The 18,346-nt window shown below is 65.6% G+C and carries 18 protein-coding genes; 7 read left to right on the plus strand and 11 right to left on the minus strand.

The genetic code is table 11. The annotated features are described in order from the left end of the window. Nucleotides 1-81 precede the first annotated feature (81 nt). Nucleotides 82-339: a hypothetical protein gene (locus LTI14_RS09450; RefSeq protein WP_241476355.1), complete on the plus strand. Its 258-nt coding sequence runs from the start codon at nt 82-84 to the stop codon at nt 337-339. 9 nt (nt 340-348) lie between these two features. Here the strand turns inward: LTI14_RS09450 and LTI14_RS09455 are convergent, their stop codons facing one another. Continuing rightward, on the minus strand, nt 349-1,566 hold the full coding sequence (locus LTI14_RS09455; protein WP_241465633.1) for an ROK family transcriptional regulator: 1,218 nt from the start codon (nt 1,564-1,566) through the stop codon (nt 349-351). Nucleotides 1,567-1,674: 108 nt separating this feature from the next. Here LTI14_RS09455 and LTI14_RS09460 point away from each other — a divergent pair, with 108 nt between their 5' ends. The 5 genes from LTI14_RS09460 to LTI14_RS09480 all read left to right on the plus strand — a co-directional run bounded on the left by LTI14_RS09460 (nt 1,675) and on the right by LTI14_RS09480 (nt 7,648). Further along, nucleotides 1,675-3,195, plus strand: coding sequence for a sugar ABC transporter ATP-binding protein (locus LTI14_RS09460; protein WP_241476356.1), 1,521 nt, complete (start codon nt 1,675-1,677; stop codon nt 3,193-3,195). Continuing rightward, nucleotides 3,192-4,259: an ABC transporter permease gene (locus tag LTI14_RS09465; RefSeq protein ID WP_241470832.1), complete on the plus strand. Its 1,068-nt coding sequence runs from the start codon at nt 3,192-3,194 to the stop codon at nt 4,257-4,259. The genes LTI14_RS09460 and LTI14_RS09465 overlap by 4 nt, the downstream gene beginning before the upstream one ends. Before the next feature lie 66 nt (nt 4,260-4,325). After that, nucleotides 4,326-5,381, plus strand: a complete 1,056-nt coding sequence (locus LTI14_RS09470; protein ID WP_241476357.1) for a substrate-binding domain-containing protein — start codon at nt 4,326-4,328, stop codon at nt 5,379-5,381. Between the two features lie 9 nt (nt 5,382-5,390). Next, nucleotides 5,391-6,641 carry a Gfo/Idh/MocA family protein gene (locus tag LTI14_RS09475; RefSeq protein WP_241476358.1) on the plus strand — a complete coding sequence of 417 codons (1,251 nt, stop codon included), beginning with the start codon at nt 5,391-5,393 and terminating at the stop codon, nt 6,639-6,641. A 5-nt stretch (nt 6,642-6,646) separates the two neighbouring features. Further along, nucleotides 6,647-7,648 carry a sugar phosphate isomerase/epimerase family protein gene (locus LTI14_RS09480; RefSeq protein WP_241476359.1) on the plus strand — a complete coding sequence of 334 codons (1,002 nt, stop codon included), beginning with the start codon at nt 6,647-6,649 and terminating at the stop codon, nt 7,646-7,648. A 126-nt stretch (nt 7,649-7,774) separates the two neighbouring features. Here the strand turns inward: LTI14_RS09480 and LTI14_RS09485 are convergent, their stop codons facing one another. The 10 genes from LTI14_RS09485 to LTI14_RS09530 all read right to left on the minus strand — a co-directional run bounded on the left by LTI14_RS09485 (nt 7,775) and on the right by LTI14_RS09530 (nt 17,259). Next, nucleotides 7,775-9,253 (minus strand): ice-binding family protein, encoded by a 1,479-nt coding sequence (locus LTI14_RS09485; protein ID WP_241476360.1) that lies wholly within the window; start codon nt 9,251-9,253, stop codon nt 7,775-7,777. 353 nt (nt 9,254-9,606) lie between these two features. Next, nucleotides 9,607-10,236 carry a prepilin peptidase gene (locus tag LTI14_RS09490; RefSeq protein ID WP_241476361.1) on the minus strand — a complete coding sequence of 210 codons (630 nt, stop codon included), beginning with the start codon at nt 10,234-10,236 and terminating at the stop codon, nt 9,607-9,609. Nucleotides 10,237-10,250: 14 nt separating this feature from the next. Next, the gene (locus tag LTI14_RS09495; RefSeq protein WP_241476362.1) at nt 10,251-11,159 is read right to left on the minus strand and encodes a type II secretion system F family protein; all 909 of its coding nucleotides are present in this window, start codon (nt 11,157-11,159) and stop codon (nt 10,251-10,253) included. Then, a complete protein-coding gene (locus LTI14_RS09500) occupies nt 11,156-12,109 on the minus strand; it encodes a type II secretion system F family protein (protein WP_241476363.1) in 954 nt (317 codons plus the stop codon). Before LTI14_RS09500 ends, LTI14_RS09495 begins: the two co-directional genes overlap by 4 nt. Next, nucleotides 12,106-13,593, minus strand: a complete 1,488-nt coding sequence (locus LTI14_RS09505; RefSeq protein ID WP_241476364.1) for a CpaF family protein — start codon at nt 13,591-13,593, stop codon at nt 12,106-12,108. The genes LTI14_RS09500 and LTI14_RS09505 overlap by 4 nt, the downstream gene beginning before the upstream one ends. Continuing rightward, nucleotides 13,590-14,618, minus strand: a complete 1,029-nt coding sequence (locus tag LTI14_RS09510) for an AAA family ATPase (protein WP_241476365.1) — start codon at nt 14,616-14,618, stop codon at nt 13,590-13,592. Before LTI14_RS09510 ends, LTI14_RS09505 begins: the two co-directional genes overlap by 4 nt. A gap of 155 nt (nt 14,619-14,773) precedes the next feature. Next, nucleotides 14,774-15,484, minus strand: a complete 711-nt coding sequence (cpaB, locus tag LTI14_RS09515; protein WP_241476366.1) for a Flp pilus assembly protein CpaB — start codon at nt 15,482-15,484, stop codon at nt 14,774-14,776. 7 nt (nt 15,485-15,491) lie between these two features. Next, nucleotides 15,492-16,538 carry a TadE/TadG family type IV pilus assembly protein gene (locus LTI14_RS09520; RefSeq protein WP_274616086.1) on the minus strand — a complete coding sequence of 349 codons (1,047 nt, stop codon included), beginning with the start codon at nt 16,536-16,538 and terminating at the stop codon, nt 15,492-15,494. Continuing rightward, nucleotides 16,526-16,930: a TadE/TadG family type IV pilus assembly protein gene (locus LTI14_RS09525; RefSeq protein ID WP_342357747.1), complete on the minus strand. Its 405-nt coding sequence runs from the start codon at nt 16,928-16,930 to the stop codon at nt 16,526-16,528. Before LTI14_RS09525 ends, LTI14_RS09520 begins: the two co-directional genes overlap by 13 nt. Nucleotides 16,931-17,031: 101 nt before the next feature. Beyond that, complete coding sequence (locus tag LTI14_RS09530) at nt 17,032-17,259, minus strand: Flp family type IVb pilin (RefSeq protein WP_241476369.1); 228 nt, start codon at nt 17,257-17,259, stop codon at nt 17,032-17,034. Between the two features lie 326 nt (nt 17,260-17,585). Between LTI14_RS09530 and LTI14_RS09535 the strand changes: the two genes are divergently transcribed. Further along, entirely contained in the window at nt 17,586-18,227 is a 642-nt protein-coding gene (locus LTI14_RS09535) for a TetR/AcrR family transcriptional regulator (protein ID WP_241465648.1), read from the plus strand. Nucleotides 18,228-18,346 lie beyond the last annotated feature (119 nt).

The following is an 18,346-nucleotide window of genomic DNA, read 5'->3' on the forward strand; positions in this document are numbered from 1 at the left end:
CTGGCTGATCCGGGGCAGCCGCGGCGCGCGGGCGTTCCTGCGCAGGTCTCGCTCGAGGTGTTTCACCGTAGGGTTGATCGCATGGCACGCCAAAAAAACGTCATCAACGGACTCTTGTTCTTCGCCCCGATCGGCATCGTGCTCTCCGCCATCCCACAGGCACCGGATTACACGGCGACCCTCGGCTGGGGACTGGCCCTGCTGATGGTGGGCACCGCCCTGGTCCTGGCGCTGCGCAGCGCCAAGGCCCAGCGGGACGGCAAGGCTCAGCGGGACGGCGAGGCTCAGCAGAACGGCGAGGCTCAGCCTGACGCTGAGACCCCGGACAAGGTCTACTGACCGCTGACCTCAGCCGACCAGTCGGTTCACGTTCTCGACCGAGAGCCCGTGGCCGGTGACCAGCGCGGAGGCGCCGAGCACCCCGGCGCGCGCCCTGGTCTGGGTGACCACGATGCGCAGGTGCTGGGTGGCCAGCGGCAGCGAGCGGGAGTAGACCGCCTCGCGGATCCCGGCCAGGAAGTGTTCCCCCGCCGTGGAGACCACCCCGCCGATCACGATGACCGAGGGGTTGAGCAGGTTCACGCAGCCCGCCAGCACCGATCCGACCTGCCGCCCGGCCTGGCGCACGGTGCGCAGAGCCTCCACGTCACCGGAGCGCACCAGGTCCAGCATCGCTGCATGGTGCGGCACGTCGAAGCCGCGCTCGCGCAGCTGGGCGGCGATCGCCGGCCCGGAGGCGACCGCTTCGAGACAGCCCGCATTCCCGCAGGTGCAGGGTGTGGTGTCGCCGTCGGGGATCGCGATATGGCCGAGGTCCCCTGCCGCTCCCTGGGCGCCGTGCTGGAGCCGACCATCGCTGATGATGCCGGAGCCGATGCCGGTGGCGACCTTGACGAACATCATGTTGGCCACACCCGGGTAGGTCACCGCGTGCTCCCCCAGGGCCATGGCGTTGACATCGTTGTCCACCATGATCGGCACCGGGAACCACTGGCGCAGATGTCCGGGAATGTCGAAGTGGTCCCAGCCCGGCATGATCGGCGGGCTCATCGGCCGGCCGGTGGCGAACTCCACCGGACCCGGTACGCCCACCCCGACACCGAGCAGGTCCTCGGGGCTGCGTCCGGTCTCCTGGAGGAGCTCCATGGCGATCGCGCCCACCGCGTCGAGCACCGCCACCGGGCCCCGGGTGATGTCGAGCTCCTGCTCCTTCTCCGCCAGCACCCGGGCCGCCAGGTCCGTCACGGCGATCCGCGCGTGGGTTCCGCCGAGGTCCACGGCGAGCACCGACCGGGCGTCGGGATTGAAGGCGAAGGTGCTCGGCGGCCGGCCCCCGGTGGAGGAGTTCTCCCCCGCAGGGCGGATCAGCGAGGCATCCAGCAGCTCCTCCACCCGCGCGGAGATCGTCGATCGCGCGAAACCGGTCATCGCCGTCAGGTCTGAGCGCGTCCGCGGCGTCCCGTCCCGCAGGAGCTGGAACAACGCTCCCGCGCTGTTGGGAAGAGTGTTCCCCGCCGGCGCGAACGCCACGCTGTTCTGCTCATCGATCACGGAGAAGGAGGCCATGGTTCAAGTAAACCACCCAGTGTTCAGTCAGAGTGAGTCCGAAAGTTTTACGTGTTTAGTTTGACTTTTGATTGACAGCCGACAGAAGTGCCCTCTAAATTTGTGAGCATGGTCACACAAAATGGTGGGTCCGAGCTCCTCCGGATGCGAGGGATCATCAAACACTTCCCCGGCGCCAAGGCCCTCGACGGCGTCGATCTCGACATCCGGGCCGGTGAGGTCCATTGCCTGCTCGGTCAGAACGGCGCCGGGAAGTCGACCCTCATCAAGGTGCTCTCCGGCGCCCATCAGCCCACCGAGGGCGAGATCCTCTGGAAGGGTGAACGGGTCACCATCCCCACCACGATGGCCGCGCTGCGACTGGGCATAGCCACGATGTATCAGGAGCTCGACGTCGTCGACGGTCTCAGCGTCGCCGAGAACGTGTTCCTCGGTCACGAGCTCAGCTCGGGGGGCGTGCTGCGTCGGGCCACCGCCCTGGAGCGCACCCGCGACCTGCTCCGGCGCCTCGGTCACCCCGAGATCCCCGCCCAGCGCGAGGTCGGACGTCTGCCCGCAGCGGGGAAGCAGATCGTCTCGATGGCCCGGGCACTCTCACATGACGCGCAGCTGATCATCATGGACGAACCCTCCGCGGTGCTTGATCCCGAAGAGGTGGAGAACCTGTTCCGAGTGGTGCGAGCTCTCCGGGACGAAGGCGTGGCCGTGGTCTACATCTCACATCGCCTCGAGGAGATCCGCCGGATCGGAGACCGGATCACGGTGCTCAAGGACGGGCGCACCGCGGCCACCAGCCTCGAGGTCGAGCACACCCCCACCAGGGAGCTCATCGCGCTGATGACCGGGCACGAGGTCATCTCCGACTTCGGCGGCACCGCGATCGGAGCCACCAGCGATCAGCCGCTGCTCGAGGTCGACGGACTCAGCCTCGACGGAGTCTTCGAGCCGGTCTCCTTCGACGTCCGCCCCGGTGAGGTCGTGGGACTGGCCGGACTGGTGGGCGCGGGCCGCTCCGAGATCCTCGAGACCATCTACGGAGCCCGCCGCGCCACCGCCGGCGAGGTCCGGGTCAAGGGCAAGAAGCTGCGCCGCGGCTCCATCGCCGATGCGGTCAACCACGGGGTGGGACTCGCCCCGGAGGAGCGCAAGAGTCAGGGCCTGCTCCTGGACGAGCCGATCTACCGCAACATCACCCTCTCCACGTTCGCCCGCTTCGCCCGATCCGGCCTGCTCAACGAGCGCGCCGAACGCACCGCGGCCCGCGAACAGGCCGAGGCGCTCCACCTCTCCCCCGCCGACGTCCAGCGCAGCATCCGCACCCTCTCCGGCGGAAACCAGCAGAAGGCGATGCTCGCGCGCTGGCTCGTGCATGGGTGCGACGTGCTGCTGCTCGACGAGCCCACCCGCGGCGTCGACGTCGGGGCCCGGGCGGAGATCTACGGACTGGTCAGGGAGCTGAGCCGGCAGGGCACGGCGGTGCTGATGGTCTCGAGCGAGATCGAGGAGGTCCTGGGACTCGCCGATCGAGTCCTCGTCGTCGCTGACGGCAGGGTCGTCCACACCGGAGCGACCAGGGACATCGACGAACACCAGGTGCTTGATCTTGTGATGGAAGGAGCTCACGGATGAGTGAGACGAAAGAAACAGGCGCCCCCGCCGGTGCGGAGACTCCTGCCGGCGAGGAGCCCCCGAGCCGGGACCTCAGCCCGGACGAGGAGAAGGCACCGAAGACGGTCGGCGGGTCGAACCTCAGCCTGGGACACAGCCTCGGCCTGATCCTCGCCCTGGCGGCACTGGTGGTCCTGGGCGTCGTCACCGGCGGCGATCGCTTCCTCAGCGTGGCGAACCTCATGGTGATCCTGCAGCAGGCCGCGGTGATCGGGGTGATCTGCATCGGCGTGACCTTCGTGATCACCTCCGGAGGCATCGACCTCTCGGTGGGCTCGGTGATGGGACTGGCCACGGTCTGGGCCACCACGCTGGGCACCCAGGCCATCGCGATGGACGTCCACTGGTCGATGATGTTCTTCACCGCGCTGGCCGTCGGCGCCGCGGCTGGACTGCTCAACGGCGTGATCATCGCCTACGGGCGGGTGGTCCCGTTCATCGCGACCCTGGCGATGCTCGTCGCCGCCCGCGGCTTCGCCGAGCTGATCTCCGGACGGCAGACCCAGATCGTCACCGTGCCGGGCTTCACCAGCACCTTCCGCGGAGACCTGCTGGGCATCCCGATCATCGTCTGGATGTTCCTGATCGTCGCCGCCGCTGGATGGTTCCTGCTCAACCGCACCACCTTCGGGCGCCGCACCATCGCCGTGGGCGGCAACCCCGAGGCCGCCCGGCTGGCCGGCATCAAGGTCAAGCGCCACCTGGTCATGGTCTACGCCCTCTCCGGGCTCTGCGCCGGCATCGCCGCGGTGATGATGCTCAGCCGGACCACCTCGGGCTCCTCCACCCACGGCCTGCTCTATGAGCTGGACGCCATCGCCGCCGTCGTCGTCGGCGGCACCCTGCTGGCAGGCGGCCGCGGCACCATCTTCGGCACCGTCCTGGGAGTCATGGTCTTCGCGGTGCTGCGCAACGTCTTCGTGCAGAACAACCTCGACTCGTCCGTCCAGGCGCTGGTCACCGGCGCGATCATCGTCGGTGCCGTGCTGCTGCAGCAGCGCTTCTCCAGCCACAGTCGAACGTGACCTGAGCACCTCACCACCTGAATCAACCCACTCGCACAGCTGAATCAACTTCCATCAGGAGGAATCATGTCTCGCACCCCACGCCGGTACCTCTCGGCCGCTGCGCTCATCTCAGCCACCCTGCTCGTCAGCGGCTGCCTCTCCAACGACCCGGTGGAGGCGGAGTCCGGCGACGACGACGCCGCGGCCGCCGCCGCTGAACCTGCGGGCGACAACGCCGAGCCCGGTGAAGACGTCGTCATCGGGTTCTCCGGCCCTGCCGCCGGACACGGCTGGATCGGGGCCATCACCGAAGGCGCCCAGTCCCAGGGGGAAGAGTTCGAAGACGTCGAGCTGCGCGTCTCCGAGGGCACCGATGACGTCAATCAGCAGATCAGCCAGATCGAGCAGTTCATCAACGACGGCGTGGACGCGATCGTGGTCCTTCCCTTCGACGGCGCCGCACTGACCGAGGTGGCCACCGAAGCGATGGAGGCGGGGATCCCCGTGGTCAACGTCGACCGCGAATTCTCCAGCCCCTTCGCCGCGCGCACCACGATCCTCGGGGACAACTACGGCATGGGCGTCTCCGCCGGAGAGTACATCTGTGAACAGCTCGGCGACCAGGAGGATGCGGTGGTCGCTGAGATCGCCGGCATCGACTCGCTCCCGCTGACCCAGGACCGCAGCGAAGGGTTCGAACAGGCCCTCAGTGACTGCGGACTCGAGGTCGACAACCGGGTCGCCGCGGACTTCACCGTCGCCGGCGGCGAGAGCGCCACCGCGAACCTGCTCCAGGCCGCACCCGAGATCGATGCGATCTGGAACCACGACGACGATCAGGGCGTCGGAGTCCTGGCCGCCATCGAGAACGCCGGGCGCGACGAGTTCTTCATGGTCGGCGGCGCAGGCTCCGCGAACATGATGCGCGAGATCGAGTCCGGGGACTCCGTGGTGGAGGCCACGGTCATCTATCCCGCCACCCAGGCCGCCGACGGCGTCCGGCTGGCTCGGCTGCTCGCGCAGGGTCGGGCCCTGGGTGACCTGGTGCAGATCGAGGTCCCTCGCGAGATCCAGCTCTACGCACCGGTGGTCACCGCGGACAACGTGGACCAGTACCTGCCCTACGCCTTCGAATCCTGAGCGGCAGCGATGGCAGAGCTGGAGAAGCCACGACTGGGCGTGGCCATGATCGGGCACGCCTTCATGGGCCGGGTCCACTCCCAGGCCTGGAGGTCCGCCTCACGGTTCTTCGACCTTCCGATGGAGCCGCGGATGCGGGTGCTCGTCGGCCGGGATGCACAGCGGAGCAAGCACGCTGCGCAGCGGCTGGGCTGGGTCGAGTCCGCCACCGACTGGCGGCGGGTGCTCGAACGCAAGGATGTGGATCTGATCGACATCTGCACCCCGGGTGACACCCACGCGGAGATCGCCGCGGCGGCGCTGGAGGCCGGCAAGCACGTGCTGGTGGAGAAGCCGATGGCCAACTCGGTGGCGGAGGCGCAGCGGATGAACGACGCCGCCCACCGAGCGCGAGCCCAGGGCATCCATGCGATGGTCGGCTTCACCTACCGCCGGGTGCCGGCGCTGAAGCTGGCCCAGGAGCTGATCGCTGAGGGCCGGATCGGTGAGGTGCGCCAGGTGCGGGCCCAATATCTGCAGGACTGGCTCGGCGATGAGACCGCGCCGCTGTCCTGGAGGTTGGACAAGGCCCGCGCGGGGTCAGGGGCGTTGGGCGACATCGGCGCCCACATCGTGGACCTGACCTGTTTCCTCACCGGTCAGCGTTTCGCCGGGGTCTCCGGGATGCTCGACACCATCGTCGCGGAACGCCCGGTGGCCGCTGCGGCCGCCGTCGCCGCAGGTGGGATCGGCGGTGGCAGCGGTGGTCTCCGTGGCGGGCCGGGAGCCTCCGCCGAAGCGTCTGGCACGGCCGCGACGGGCCCGGTCACGGTGGACGACGCCGCCCTGGTCACCGCTCGGCTGAGCTCGGGCGCCCCGGTGATCCTGGAGGCCTCCCGGTTCGCCTGGGGTCGGAAGAATGCGCTGCGCATCGAGGTCTCCGGGTCTCGCGGGGCGGTCAGCTTCGACTTCGAGGACATGAACGTCCTGCACTACTACGATGCGACGCAACCGGCGCGGACCGCAGGGTTCACCCGGATTATGGCCACCGAACCGGAGCACCCTTATCTCGAAGCCTGGTGGCCGGCCGGCCACGGGTTGGGCTACGAACATGGATTCACCCATCAGGTGGTGGATCTGGTGCGCGGGATCGCTGCCGGGGAGGATCCGCGGCCCTCATTCGAGGATGGCCTCCACGTGCAGCGGGTGCTGGAGGCAGTGGAGCGCTCCAGCGGGGCCGCGCATCAATGGACCGAGATCCACGATCACGAACGGAGATGAAGACCATGGCACGACCAGTCACGCTGTTCACCGGACAATGGGCGGACCTGCCCTTCGAGGAGGTCGCCCGGCTCGCGGGTGAATGGGGCTACGACGGCCTGGAGATCGCCTGCTGGGGTGATCACCTCGACCCACGGCGGGCGGCAGAAGACGATGCCTACGTGAAGGATCGCCTGGACATCCTGGAGAAGAACGGGCTGAAGGTCTACACGATCGCCAATCACCTCCGGGGACAGGCGGTCTGCGACGACCCGATCGACGCCCGGCACCGCGACATCCTGCCCGATCACATCTGGGGCGACGGCGACCCCGAGGGGGTGCGACAGCGGGCGGCCGAGGAGATGAAGTACACGGCGCGGGCCGCGGCCCGGCTGGGGGTCAAGACGGTGACCGGCTTCACCGGGTCCGCGAGCTGGAAGTATGTGGCGATGTTCCCTCCGGTCTCCGCGGAGCTGGTCGAGGCCGGCTACCAGGACTTCGCTGACCGGTGGAACCCGATCCTCGACGTCTTCGACGAGGTGGGGGTCCGCTTCGCCCATGAGGTGCATCCTTCGGAGATCGCCTATGACTATTGGACGACCCAGCGCGCACTGGAGGCGATCGGGCACCGGCAGGCGTTCGGCCTGAACTGGGATCCCTCCCATATGGTCTGGCAGGACATCGATTCGGTGGCGTTCCTCTGGGATTACCAGGACCGGATCTATCACGTGCACTGCAAGGACACGAAGAAGCGGCTGAACGGGCGCAATGGCCGGCTGTCCTCGCATCTCGCCTGGGCTGATCCGCGGCGCGGCTGGGACTTCATCTCCACCGGCCGCGGCGATGTGCCCTGGGAGGACGCCTTCCGGATGCTCAACGCGATCGGATACACCGGTCCGCTCTCGGTGGAGTGGGAGGACGCCGGGATGGACCGGCTGATCGGAGCACCCCAGGCCCTGGAGTTCGTCCGGGCCAATGCGTTCGAACCCTCGGATGCCGCGTTCGATGCGGCCTTCTCCTCCTCCTGAGGCGGGGCTGACGCATCAGCCCAGGACATGACAAAGGGCCCGATCTGACACCTGGTGATTGCACCCACCAGGTGTCAGGCTCGGGCCCTTCGGCTGTCTGGACCTTGGATCAGGCCCAGGATCGAACTAGTCGCTCGAGGTCGAGCGCTGCCGCCTGATGATCAGCAGCGTGGCGCCTCCGAGGATGAGCAGCACGCTCAGCCCGACGAGCACGCTGGTCAGCGTCCCGATGCCGGTAGAGGGCAGATCCGAGGAATCGGATGCCACCTCGGCTGAGTCGTCGTCCGTGTCAGCCGCCGATGCGTCTGCCTCAATGGTCGTGTCGTCTGAGTCTGACGGGGCAGCGGATTCTGTCGCGTCATCGCCCGTCACGGCATCGTCCGTTGTGTCAGATGCGGTTGGAGAATCCGATCCACTCGGGGCATCGGATTCCGTAGGTGATGCCGAAGCTTCCGGGCTCTCAGTGTTCGTAGGCACGGCCGAATCGGTGGGCTCATCGGTCGGAACCGGAGCCTCAGTGGGTTCCTCGGTTGAGACCGCAACCTCAGTCGGCTCGTCCGTCGCGGCTGGAACATCTGTGCGCTCCTCGGTCGGGACCGCAACCTCGGTCGGCTCCTCGGTCGGGACAAGAACCTCAGTGGGCTCATCCGTGGGCACTGGAGTCTCGGTGGGTTCTTCCGTGGGGTCGGTGGTGGACTCGTCTGTCGGGACTGGAGTCTCGGTGGGTTCTTCCGTCGGGTCGGTGGTGGGTTCGCCACAACTCGGAGCGTTGAAGACGTTGGTATCGAGGGTCACTGCCCCGTTCCGCGCGAGCGCTCGACCCGTGACCAGAGTGCCTGTCGTGACAGTGATCGACTCGAGCGCAAGGATGGAGCCCATGAATGAGGAACCGGTACCAAGCGTTGCCGAGCTTCCCACCTGCCAGTAGACGTTGCAGACGTTGGCGCCATTGATGAGCTCAATGCTGCTTCCTGAGGCGGTGGTCAGCGACGATCCCGCCTGGAAGACGAACACCGAATCTGGGTCGTTCTGACCGTCCAGCGTCATGCGGCCGCTGAGCATCATCGAACTCGGTGAGTTGTAGACGCCCGCCACGAAGGGATCCTCACGGTCCAGGACCATGACGTTTTCTTCCGTCGCGGGCAGTCCCTCATAGGTGTTGTATGCAGTGGTCAAGCTCTGCTGTGCGAGCAGCGCCGGGCCATTGGCGATGTTGGTCTCATTTCCTTCCGCCACCTGTCCCGGCGGGAAGCCCGTCACCGCTGTCCCCGGGGTCAGTCCCAGATCTCCATTGAGCACGGTGGTTCCGGTATTGGTGACCGTTGATCCGGCGAGGACCGCGTAGGACCCGGCAGCCCCCAGTGAGCTCGACGGCGTCGTCATCGCGGAGGCGACGGAGGAGTAGGACAAGGTGATTGCCATCGCCAGGAACGAGGCCAACAAGACTGCAAGCAGCAGCCTCGCCTGCGAAGTGAAGTGAGGCCGCTGGACTGCTGGCGCAGATCGAGCCGAGCTGGTCGTATTATTCATTTTTCCCCCCGGAATGGAATGCACTTTCTGCCGATCGAACCTAGTCGTTCGCACAAGTTCCAACAGATTTTTCACCCATGTAGATCTGGGCGATCTGGGTCACTTGTCGCTGAGATTACGGCGCAGTCTGAAGATCCACAAGTCCAATTTCATCGCCATGCCTCGCAAGATTCACCAGGCGCGTTCTGAGGTGCAGTGATGGTGGCAAATGCCATTTTTAGCCGGCCTAGTAAGTACTACGTAATTCATCAGTAGAAAATACCGAGTGAGTATCATCAGGTTCTCTGCCTTGCATGACGATGCAGAAAACACAAATCCGCGGAGGCGGAAAACGGCGCGAGCACTGCCTGGAGGCGACCGAAGACGCTGTCATCGGTGAAGAATTCTCGTTCGCCTGTGCCCTAAGAACGTTTCTCTGCCCGTTCGAGTTACGGCAGCAGCGCCACGGCGCAGACTGCGCCGAGGGCCATCGACGGGCCGAAGGGAATCTGCGTGTCCCGGCCTCCATTTCGGCTGACCAAAACCACCAGCGCGATGACCCCATTGATGGTGAATCCCAGTACCGTGCCAGCGGCCACGTGGGACCACCCGAACCAGCCCAGGAATCCGCCGACCAGAAAAGCGAACTTCACGTCACCGAGACCCAGCCCGGTCGGCGCGATCAGCGCCAGCAGCAAGTACCCGGCGAGGAGCACCACGGCCGCCAGCAGACTCCGACCGAACGTGGACCATTCATCCGCGGTAGCTGCCGCCACCGCAAGTGGCACCAGCAGTGCCACAGCGGTACATGCCACCAAGACATCGGGCAGCCGACGCACCATCAGGTCGATCACAACCAGCAGCGCGCAACCGACTCCGACCGCCGCGAAGGCCACCAGCTCCGCGGCACTGTCCGCGACGCCCGCGGCACCGAATCCGGCCAGCGCTGCAAGCACCGCAACAGGCACACGCAGAAGACTCCCCACCCGCTCGGAATCGTCCTCGAGGAACGGCCGCAGGGCCGGGGTGAGCAGCCCACCCAGCACTGCGGCCAGCAACGCGGTCAGGAGAGGGATCATGACAGCTTCACCCATCACATGCCGCTGAAGGACTCGACGATGTTGATCGCGGCCGGGCCCATGACCACGATGAAGATCACCGGGAGGATGAAGAGCATCAACGGAGCAAGCACCTTGACCGGGATCTTCTGGGCCTTCTCCTCAGCGCGCTGGCGTCGCTTCAGCCGCATCTCATCCGCCTGGGTCCGCAGGACGCTGGCGATGGAGACTCCGTAGGCATCCGCCTGGATCACGGCACGGACGAAGCGGCGCAGGTCTACGACGGTGGTGCGCACGGTCAATGCCTCAAAGGCCTGCCTGCGCGAGTTGCCCATCTGGATGTCCTGAAGCGTGCGGACCAGCTCGTTGGCCAGCGGTCCTTTGCCGTTCTGCGCGGCGCGCGCCATGGCGGAGTCGAATCCCAGTCCGGCCTCGACCGCGATGGTCATCTGGTCCAGGGTGTCGGCGAGCTCCAACTCGATCTGCTGGTTGCGTTTGGTCCCCTCGCTGTTGAGCAGCAGCTCCGGCACAAAGTACCCGACCACCGTGACGCCCAGCGTCATCAGCACCATGAGCGGCGGTGGTCCGGACAGCAGGATGAATGCACTGATCACCCCGGCGACGAGGAGCCAGAGGAGCTTGAGCGTGAGAAGTTTCTCTACGGTCCATGCGGCTGGGCGGCCGGCGAGGGTGTGCTGCCGGTCCAGGGTCTTCACGATGACCGAGGGCGTCGCCCTCCTGGCGAACGAGGACAGCGAGAAGCTGCTCTCGTCCTGGCCCGAAATGTCTGTGGCCGCCACCAGAGTGACTCCGGCGCGCCGCAGGTTCTCCCGGACCTGGCGTCGCGTCGGGTCCACCGCAATCCAGATAAGCCAGACCGCCATCCCGACAGCGAGTGCGGCGCAGGCGGCCGCAAGCGCGATGGGCGTAGTCAGGGAGTTCAAAACTTGATCTCCACAACCTTGCGAAGCCAGAGCCCACCTATGGTGAGCATGACCACGCCGAGGATCATCAGACCATAGCCGAGTGCGCTCTCGGTGAAGGGGGCGAGGTATCCAGGGTTGGTCATGAGCAGGAAGCCCGCAAGGCCGATTGGGAGCACCATCAGGATCAGTGCCGAGAGCCGGCCCTCGGCACTGAGCGTGGCTACCTGGCCGCGGATCTCATTGCGCTGCCGGATGGTGTTGGCCACTCCGTCGAGCACCTCGGCGAGGTTTCCGCCGACCTCGCGGTTGATCGCGATCGCCTGGGTGATCCAGGAGAAGTCGTCGCTGGCCATGCGGGCAGCGGTCATGTCCAGGGCGACGCCAAGGTCACGCCCCACTCTGGTCTCGTTGACGATGCGCACGAACTCATCGGAGGTGGGACTCTCGGCCTCTTTGGCGACCGAGGACAGCGCCTGCGGAAGACTGTGCCCTGCGCGCAGATTCGAGGCCATCAGCTGCAGCGAGTCATCGAGCTGATCAGCAAACTGCTTCTGCCTTTTGGAGATCTTCAACCCGAGCAGTATCCGGGCTCCCAGCGGGACAACACCGGCGAGCATGATCGCCAGCAGCACACCGCTGAGCAGCAGACCCAGGGCAAAACCCACCACTGAGCCGACGAGCACCAGAAAGACGAAGTCCTGGGGGCGCAGCTTCACCGCTGCCAGCTCCAGGGTCGAGGCACCCACCGGGGTTCCCCGCCGGTGGATGAGCCGCTCCACCAGAGCCGTCGCGATCCCAGCTCCACGCTCCAGCGCGCTGGGCGTGGGAAGGTGGCCGGGCTGCCTGCGCTCCACGGGCACTCGCACCGGACCCGGTGAGATCACCAGGTAACTGGTGATTCCCACGGCGAGCGCGCCGATGAGGACACCGCTCGTAGGCAGGAGGTTCTCGGCGATGACCCCGATCATGGTCCTGGCCTGGTCTCTGGCCGGGAGAAGACGCCCGGGGAGACGGTGATGCCCAGGTCAGCGAAGCGTTCGGTGAACCGCGGACGAATTCCGGTTGAGACGGGTTTGCCGAGGAACTTCCCGTCGTCGTCGACGCCGGCCGAGTAGTCGAAGAGGAAGACGTCCTGGAGAGTGACGGTCTGACCTTCCATGCCGTGGACCTCGGTGACCGCGGTGACCCGGCGGGTGCCGTCCCGCAGGCGGGTGAGCTGCACGATGAGGTCCACCGCTGAAGCGATCTGTTCCCTGATGGCGCGCAGCGGAAGGTCCATGCCGGCCATCAGGACCAGGGTCTCCAGCCGGGCGATCGCATCGCGGGGTGAGTTGGCGTGGACGGTGGACAGGGAACCGTCGTGGCCGGTGTTCATCGCCTGGAGCATGTCGAGGCTCTCTCCACCGCGGACCTCGCCGACCACGATCCGGTCCGGTCGCATGCGCAGCGAGTTGCGCACCAGATCCCGGATGCTGACCTCGCCCTTGCCCTCCACATTGGGCGGCCGAGATTCCAACCGGACCACGTGGTCCTGCTGGAGCTGGAGCTCGACCGCATCTTCGATGGTGACGATCCGCTCGCCGTCGGGGATGAAGGAGGAGAGCACGTTGAGCAGGGTGGTCTTTCCTGAGCCGGTGCCGCCGGAGACGATGACGTTGAGTTTCGCCGCGACACAGGCGTCCAGGAGTTCTGCCATCTCCGGGCTGAGCGTGCCGAAGCGGACCAGGTCATGAACCTTGAAGGGGTCCTTGCTGAACTTTCTGATGGTCAGCGAGGACCCGTTGAAGGCCAGTGGCGGGATCACGGCATTGACGCGCGAGCCGTCCAGCAACCGAGCATCAACCATGGGCGCAGACTCATCGATCCGACGTCCGATGCGCGAGACGATGCGCTCGATGACCAGGCGCAGGTGTTGCTCGGAGGCGAACCGGCTGGCCGCGCGCTGCAGCTGGCCGGACTTCTCGATGTAGATCATGTCCGGTCCGTTGACCATCACCTCGGTGACGGTCTCGTCGTCGAGGAGCCGCTGGAGCGGGCCATATCCGAGCACGTCGTCCTGGACCTCGGCGGTGAGCCGTTTGCGCTCCTCGGTGCTGAGCGGGATGGCGGACTTCTCGATGACGGCGTTCAGCTCGGCCCGGACCAGGGCATGGAGCTGGCGCTCATCCAGGGAGGGGTCGTTGAGCCGGGCTCCGATGCGTTGGAACAGCGTCGCGGCGGCGCTGTCTTTGAGGCGCCGCAGTGCGTCGTCGGGCTCATCGGCACGAGGCGAAGCGGGTGGTCGCTCGCGGGCACTGGCGGCGGTCCGGCGGGTGATCGGCTGCGCAGGAACTGCTGTTGATGCGTCGTGGACGATCGCGGGTTCATCCAGGTCCACCGCCACCGGTGCTGCCTCGGCTTTCGTCGGCGCGGACCCCGCCTGCGCGGCTTTCAGCCGTTCGGAGAGGCTCATGACTTCTTCCCCTTCGTGCGCAGCCGGCCCCGCCGGTCGAGCTGGACTCCCGCAGGGAGCAGCCTGTTCGCCAGCGAAGCCAGCGCTCTCACCAGCGGATCGCGCGTCTGGGACTGCATCAGCGGCACACCTACGTTGATCGAAGCAGGTGCACCTTTGGACCTGGGGATCGCGGTACCCACCAGGACCCCGAGGGTCTGTTCCACGTCGCTCAGCGTGACGCCGTCGGCGGCGTCGGCGTGGTTGACCACCACGTGATACCGCTCGGTGAACATCTGGAGCACCGAAAGGGTGTCGACGATTTTTCGCAGCCCGCTGAGCGCAGGCACGCTGAGCGTGGTGAGCAGCAGCGGATCGGTGGTGTGATCCAGCGCTCCCAGCGTGTGATCGGCCAGACCTGGGGATGTGTCCACCACTACGAACGGGAACTCCTGGGTGAGCACCTGCAGCAGCTGACTGATCTGGGCGCTGGTGATGCCATCGGCGGCGGCAGGATCTGCAGGGGCCGGCAGCACGTAGAGCCCCGATTCGTGCAGCGTCAGCCGGGTCTTCAGCGCGATGGTGTCTCCGCTGGCCACGCTCTGCAGCGCGTCGGGGAGGAAATGCTCCGGGGAGAGGTTCAGCGCCGTGGCCACATCGCCGAACTGCAGGTCCAGGTCCACGATCACTGTCGAGTTCGGGACGGCCTGAGCCAGGGCGACGGCGAGGTTGGTCATCACCGTCGTCTTGCCCACGCCGCCCTTGGAGGCCACGACGGTGATCACCCGGCCGGTCGGCCCCTGTGATTCGGTGCTGGCGTGCCGAGCCGCAAGGGCCTCCGCCTGTTGCTTCGCCTCGGCGAGGGCCCGATTGACCTCTTGCAGGTCAGCGCCGGGGGCGAGCAGGTCGGTGACGCCGGCGCGCATGGCGCGCAGACCGAGCGCCTCGGGCTGATCGGTGATCAGCAGCACCACGGTGTCCGGATGTTCGGTGTGGAATCGAGCTGCCAGCGCGAGGCAGAGATCGGGGTCGCGCCGGGAGTCCATCACCAGGACACCTGGAACGGAACCCGCCTTGAGTCTTCCCAGCAGATCTGCCGGGTTCTCTGAGTAAGGCACTGGCAATGAGAGGTACCCGGCACCCGCGGCCTGGGCGTATGCAGGTTCGAGATCGGCGTCTGCTACCGCTACAGCGATACGGATCATTCGAAGATGTCCTCTGGTGTGACCGAGCCGCTGGTGTCTTCGGGGCCGTCTTCGGGTTCGAGCGAAAGCCAGATGCCGAGAGACTCCGCAGCGTTGGCCACGAGCTTCGCATCAGCGACCTCTACGGCGAATGTGACCATCAAAGTGTCTGCGGCAGGTTGGGTGGTCTCGGTTCCGTCCTCCTCCTCCACGACGCTCACTCCCCCCTGCACTCGCGTAACGAGCACTTTCTGTAGCGCGAGCTCGGTCTCACTCTCGGACGTAAGGAAGAATCCCACGGTGTCCCCGGCCTCCAGATGACCACCGACAACTCGGGTCGTAGGCAGCTGAACGGTGATCTCATGGAATCCTTCAGGTACTTCGACCGCTCCGGCGCCTTCAAGGTCCTCCGGGGAGGCGAAACGGCCTGCCACCAGCTGTTCTCCCGGGTAGAGAGGCGCGATCGTGACCTGCCCCGCCACTTCCTCCAGAGAGTCAATACCAGCAGGGACGACCGCGGCTGAAGGCACCTCATCGGAGGCGACGAACTCGCTCAGCTCTCCAGCAGGAGTCCCCTCAGGGACAAGTTCCGTCACCACCAAGACGGTTTCGGGAGACATATCCGCCATGGCGCGCTCATCGGCCTGGTTCACGTAGCTGATCACCAACATGGCCGCGAGGGCAGCGAGGACGACGGCGGCAAGTGCGGCAATCAGGCGACGGGACATTTAGGCCTTACTCGGTCAGGGCGACGACGGCGGCGCCGAGGCGCGGACCGCTGGGGCTGTAGTCGAAATCTTCGGTCAGGTCGACGAAACGGTCGAAGCTTCCCTTGATGCAGCGGTCTGGACTGCCACAGGGCGCCGGCGATGGATGCTGGATCTGTTGTCCGAAGTAGAAGCCAGACAGCGTGAATGCCGCATACCCAAAGACCTGGTACTCGGCGTTGTTACCCGTCAGCCCGTTGGTCCTGTCGAAGATGGGCAGCAAGACGGTCTTCCCGACCCACTTCTCAAAGTGCCCCTTGGTGCAACCCGACGGGACGCTGGCACCGGTGTCAGACCTGACCCAGCCGCCGATGATCGATTCCGTCTTCCCGCATCCACCCGGGCCCGGGACGATCCATCTGAATCCACCGGGGACCACATTTCCCGAGGACCCACCCGACTGACTCCCGGAGGTTCCGTGGCAGTTGTGGTCCTGCTCGCCACCCTTATTGAAGAGAGTGACCTCCGGGGTCTCATCTGGGATGTCTACACCGATGACGTTGTTCTCCGCATCTCGCAATACGGTGATCCCGATCTGATCCTCGAGTTCACACCAGGAGAATGTCAGCGGCATGACGGCGGTTCCGCCGGTGGGGTATCCCCAACGCGCGCTTGACTGGGCCTGAATCGGGGAAGAGTTGATGCCGATGATCGGGGCGAACCAGTGGTCCCGGACGGCGCTGGTCCGAACACTGACTTCACCTGTGTTTGCATCCAGCGTGGTGACATCGCCGACGGCACCGGTGGCGTTCAGGTTGGCTGCAGCCATGGTCTCAGCTGTGGAGCGGGAGGTGTCGGTGTCGCAGTCATCGCGGGCACAATCCTGGGCAATGGCGAGGGCTCCTGCATCGGCGCCGGTCTGCAACTGTTGCCGGTCGGCGTGCATCGCACCGACATCGATGGCAAGAGCGGCGAGGATCATGATCGGCACCATCATCAGCGCGACGATGACGGCGGAAGCGCCGCGGTCATCGTGGTTCGGTGGTCGCGTGAACAGGGACTTTAGCCGTTGCATCGCATGGTCCCCTTGCCGGTGAGCTCGATCGGTCGACCGAGACCCAGAAGTTCCATCGGATATCGGATAGTCACCGTCGCGGTACCGGGGCCAGAGGTTCCTGCCGCCGCGCAATTGGCGGGAGTGATGCTGATCTGTCCAGGGGAGACAACCGCCGAGGGTGCGGCGGAGGCGATGGCGGCGTTCTTTGCGGCGGTCTGCGGATCCGCGCCGCCGGAAGTGTCCTGTAACGCCATCACCCTGACGCCATCACGGGCAGCATTCGAGAGCACGGATTGCACGTGGAAGGCGTGACCGAAGGCGATGATGCCGAGCAGCATGAGTACAAGGACCGGAGTCACAATGGCGAATTCCACTGCGGAAGCACCCCGATCTCGCTCTCGTATTCTCACGTCTCATACCTTCCGGAGCAGTGCAACTTATACGGGCGAAGCAACCAAAGTTGCCGGTGGATCCCGCTAGGGTTCCACCGGCAACCACTGCGGGGAAACGATTAGTTGGTGCCGGTACCGGTATCCACCGCAGGAAGCTTGGATTCAACACCGGTGAACATGTCCGTAAGTGACCCCCCCAGAGCCAACACAGCTCCAATGATCGCAACCGCGATCAAACCAACCAGGAGCCCGTACTCCACGGCGGTGGCGCCGCGGTCTTTGCGGCCTTCGAAGCGGTCAGTCATGAAGGACTGGAGGGTGGCGACAAGCGCGTATGCACGATTCATGGCGGATTCCTTCTCATCAAAATGGAAGCCCAGGAGAGGCCCTGTGGACTTTGGCCCCGCCCCCGTTCAGGAATCAGGTGCCGCCTTGATCATTACAGCGTTTTGCGGTTTGCGCAAGTTTCTTTTTGAATGAAATTGCGTTTCATGCATGCTTGCCCCGAAAGCATTCAGACCTGTGCGAATGCGGTGTGCGGGCAGCTAAAGAAAATGACCGGACATCGGGGACAACCGACATGAGCACGATGCAGCGTCTCTGCCGAGATTCCAAAGAATTTTGCAGGTTAGGCAAAGAGTCTCAATCAGCAGGCCTGCGGTAATCTTGAACAATGGATGAAGAGCAGGTGGGCCTACGCGAGCTCAAGAAGCAGATAACCAGAGAAGCGATCGCTGGGGCCGCATTGAAGCTGACCTTGGCCAAAGGACTCAGTGATGTCACCATCGATGAGATCGCGCGCGAAGCCTTCGTCTCCCCGCGCACGGTCTCGAACTACTTCCCCTCCAAAGAAGAAGCCGTGCTCGCGGCCGGCAGCATCGGCGCGGAGCAGGTCCTGGATGAATGCGGAGGCGAGCAGTCTGACGAGCCACCATTGAAGGTGCTCTGCGAGCAGCTCAGCGAGTATGCGCGCGAGCATCCCGAGCAGCTGCGGAGGGCCTCTCAGCTCGCACAGCTGGAGGAGAAGAATCCCTCACTGCGCCCCTTCCGCGTCACCCAGCAGGTGGAGCTGGTGGAACTTCTGAGCGCGCGCATCGCCGTGCACTCCGGCACCAATGTCAGCACGGACCTCTATCCCTCGCTCGCCGCCTCAGGTGCGGTCTCGGCGATGGTCACCTCGCTGGCCCTCTGGTCGCAGAATAACCTGCCGGATGAGAAGCTCCCGGCGCTCATCCAGGATGCCTTCAACATCCTCACCGCCGGCTATCCACACCCGCCCGCTGAGGCCAGGAAGGTTCAGATCGCGGACGCCTGAACACCACCAGGTCGGCACGCGCCCTGCGAGCATGAAGCGCCCGAACGGATGACGCCAAACAAGGAGAGGCCCGGCCCCGCCCCGATGGAGATCAACTCCACCGGCACGGAACCGGGCCT

The sequence above is a fragment of the Nesterenkonia sp. YGD6 genome (genome assembly GCF_022565895.1).
GTDB lineage: Bacteria > Actinomycetota > Actinomycetes > Actinomycetales > Micrococcaceae > Nesterenkonia.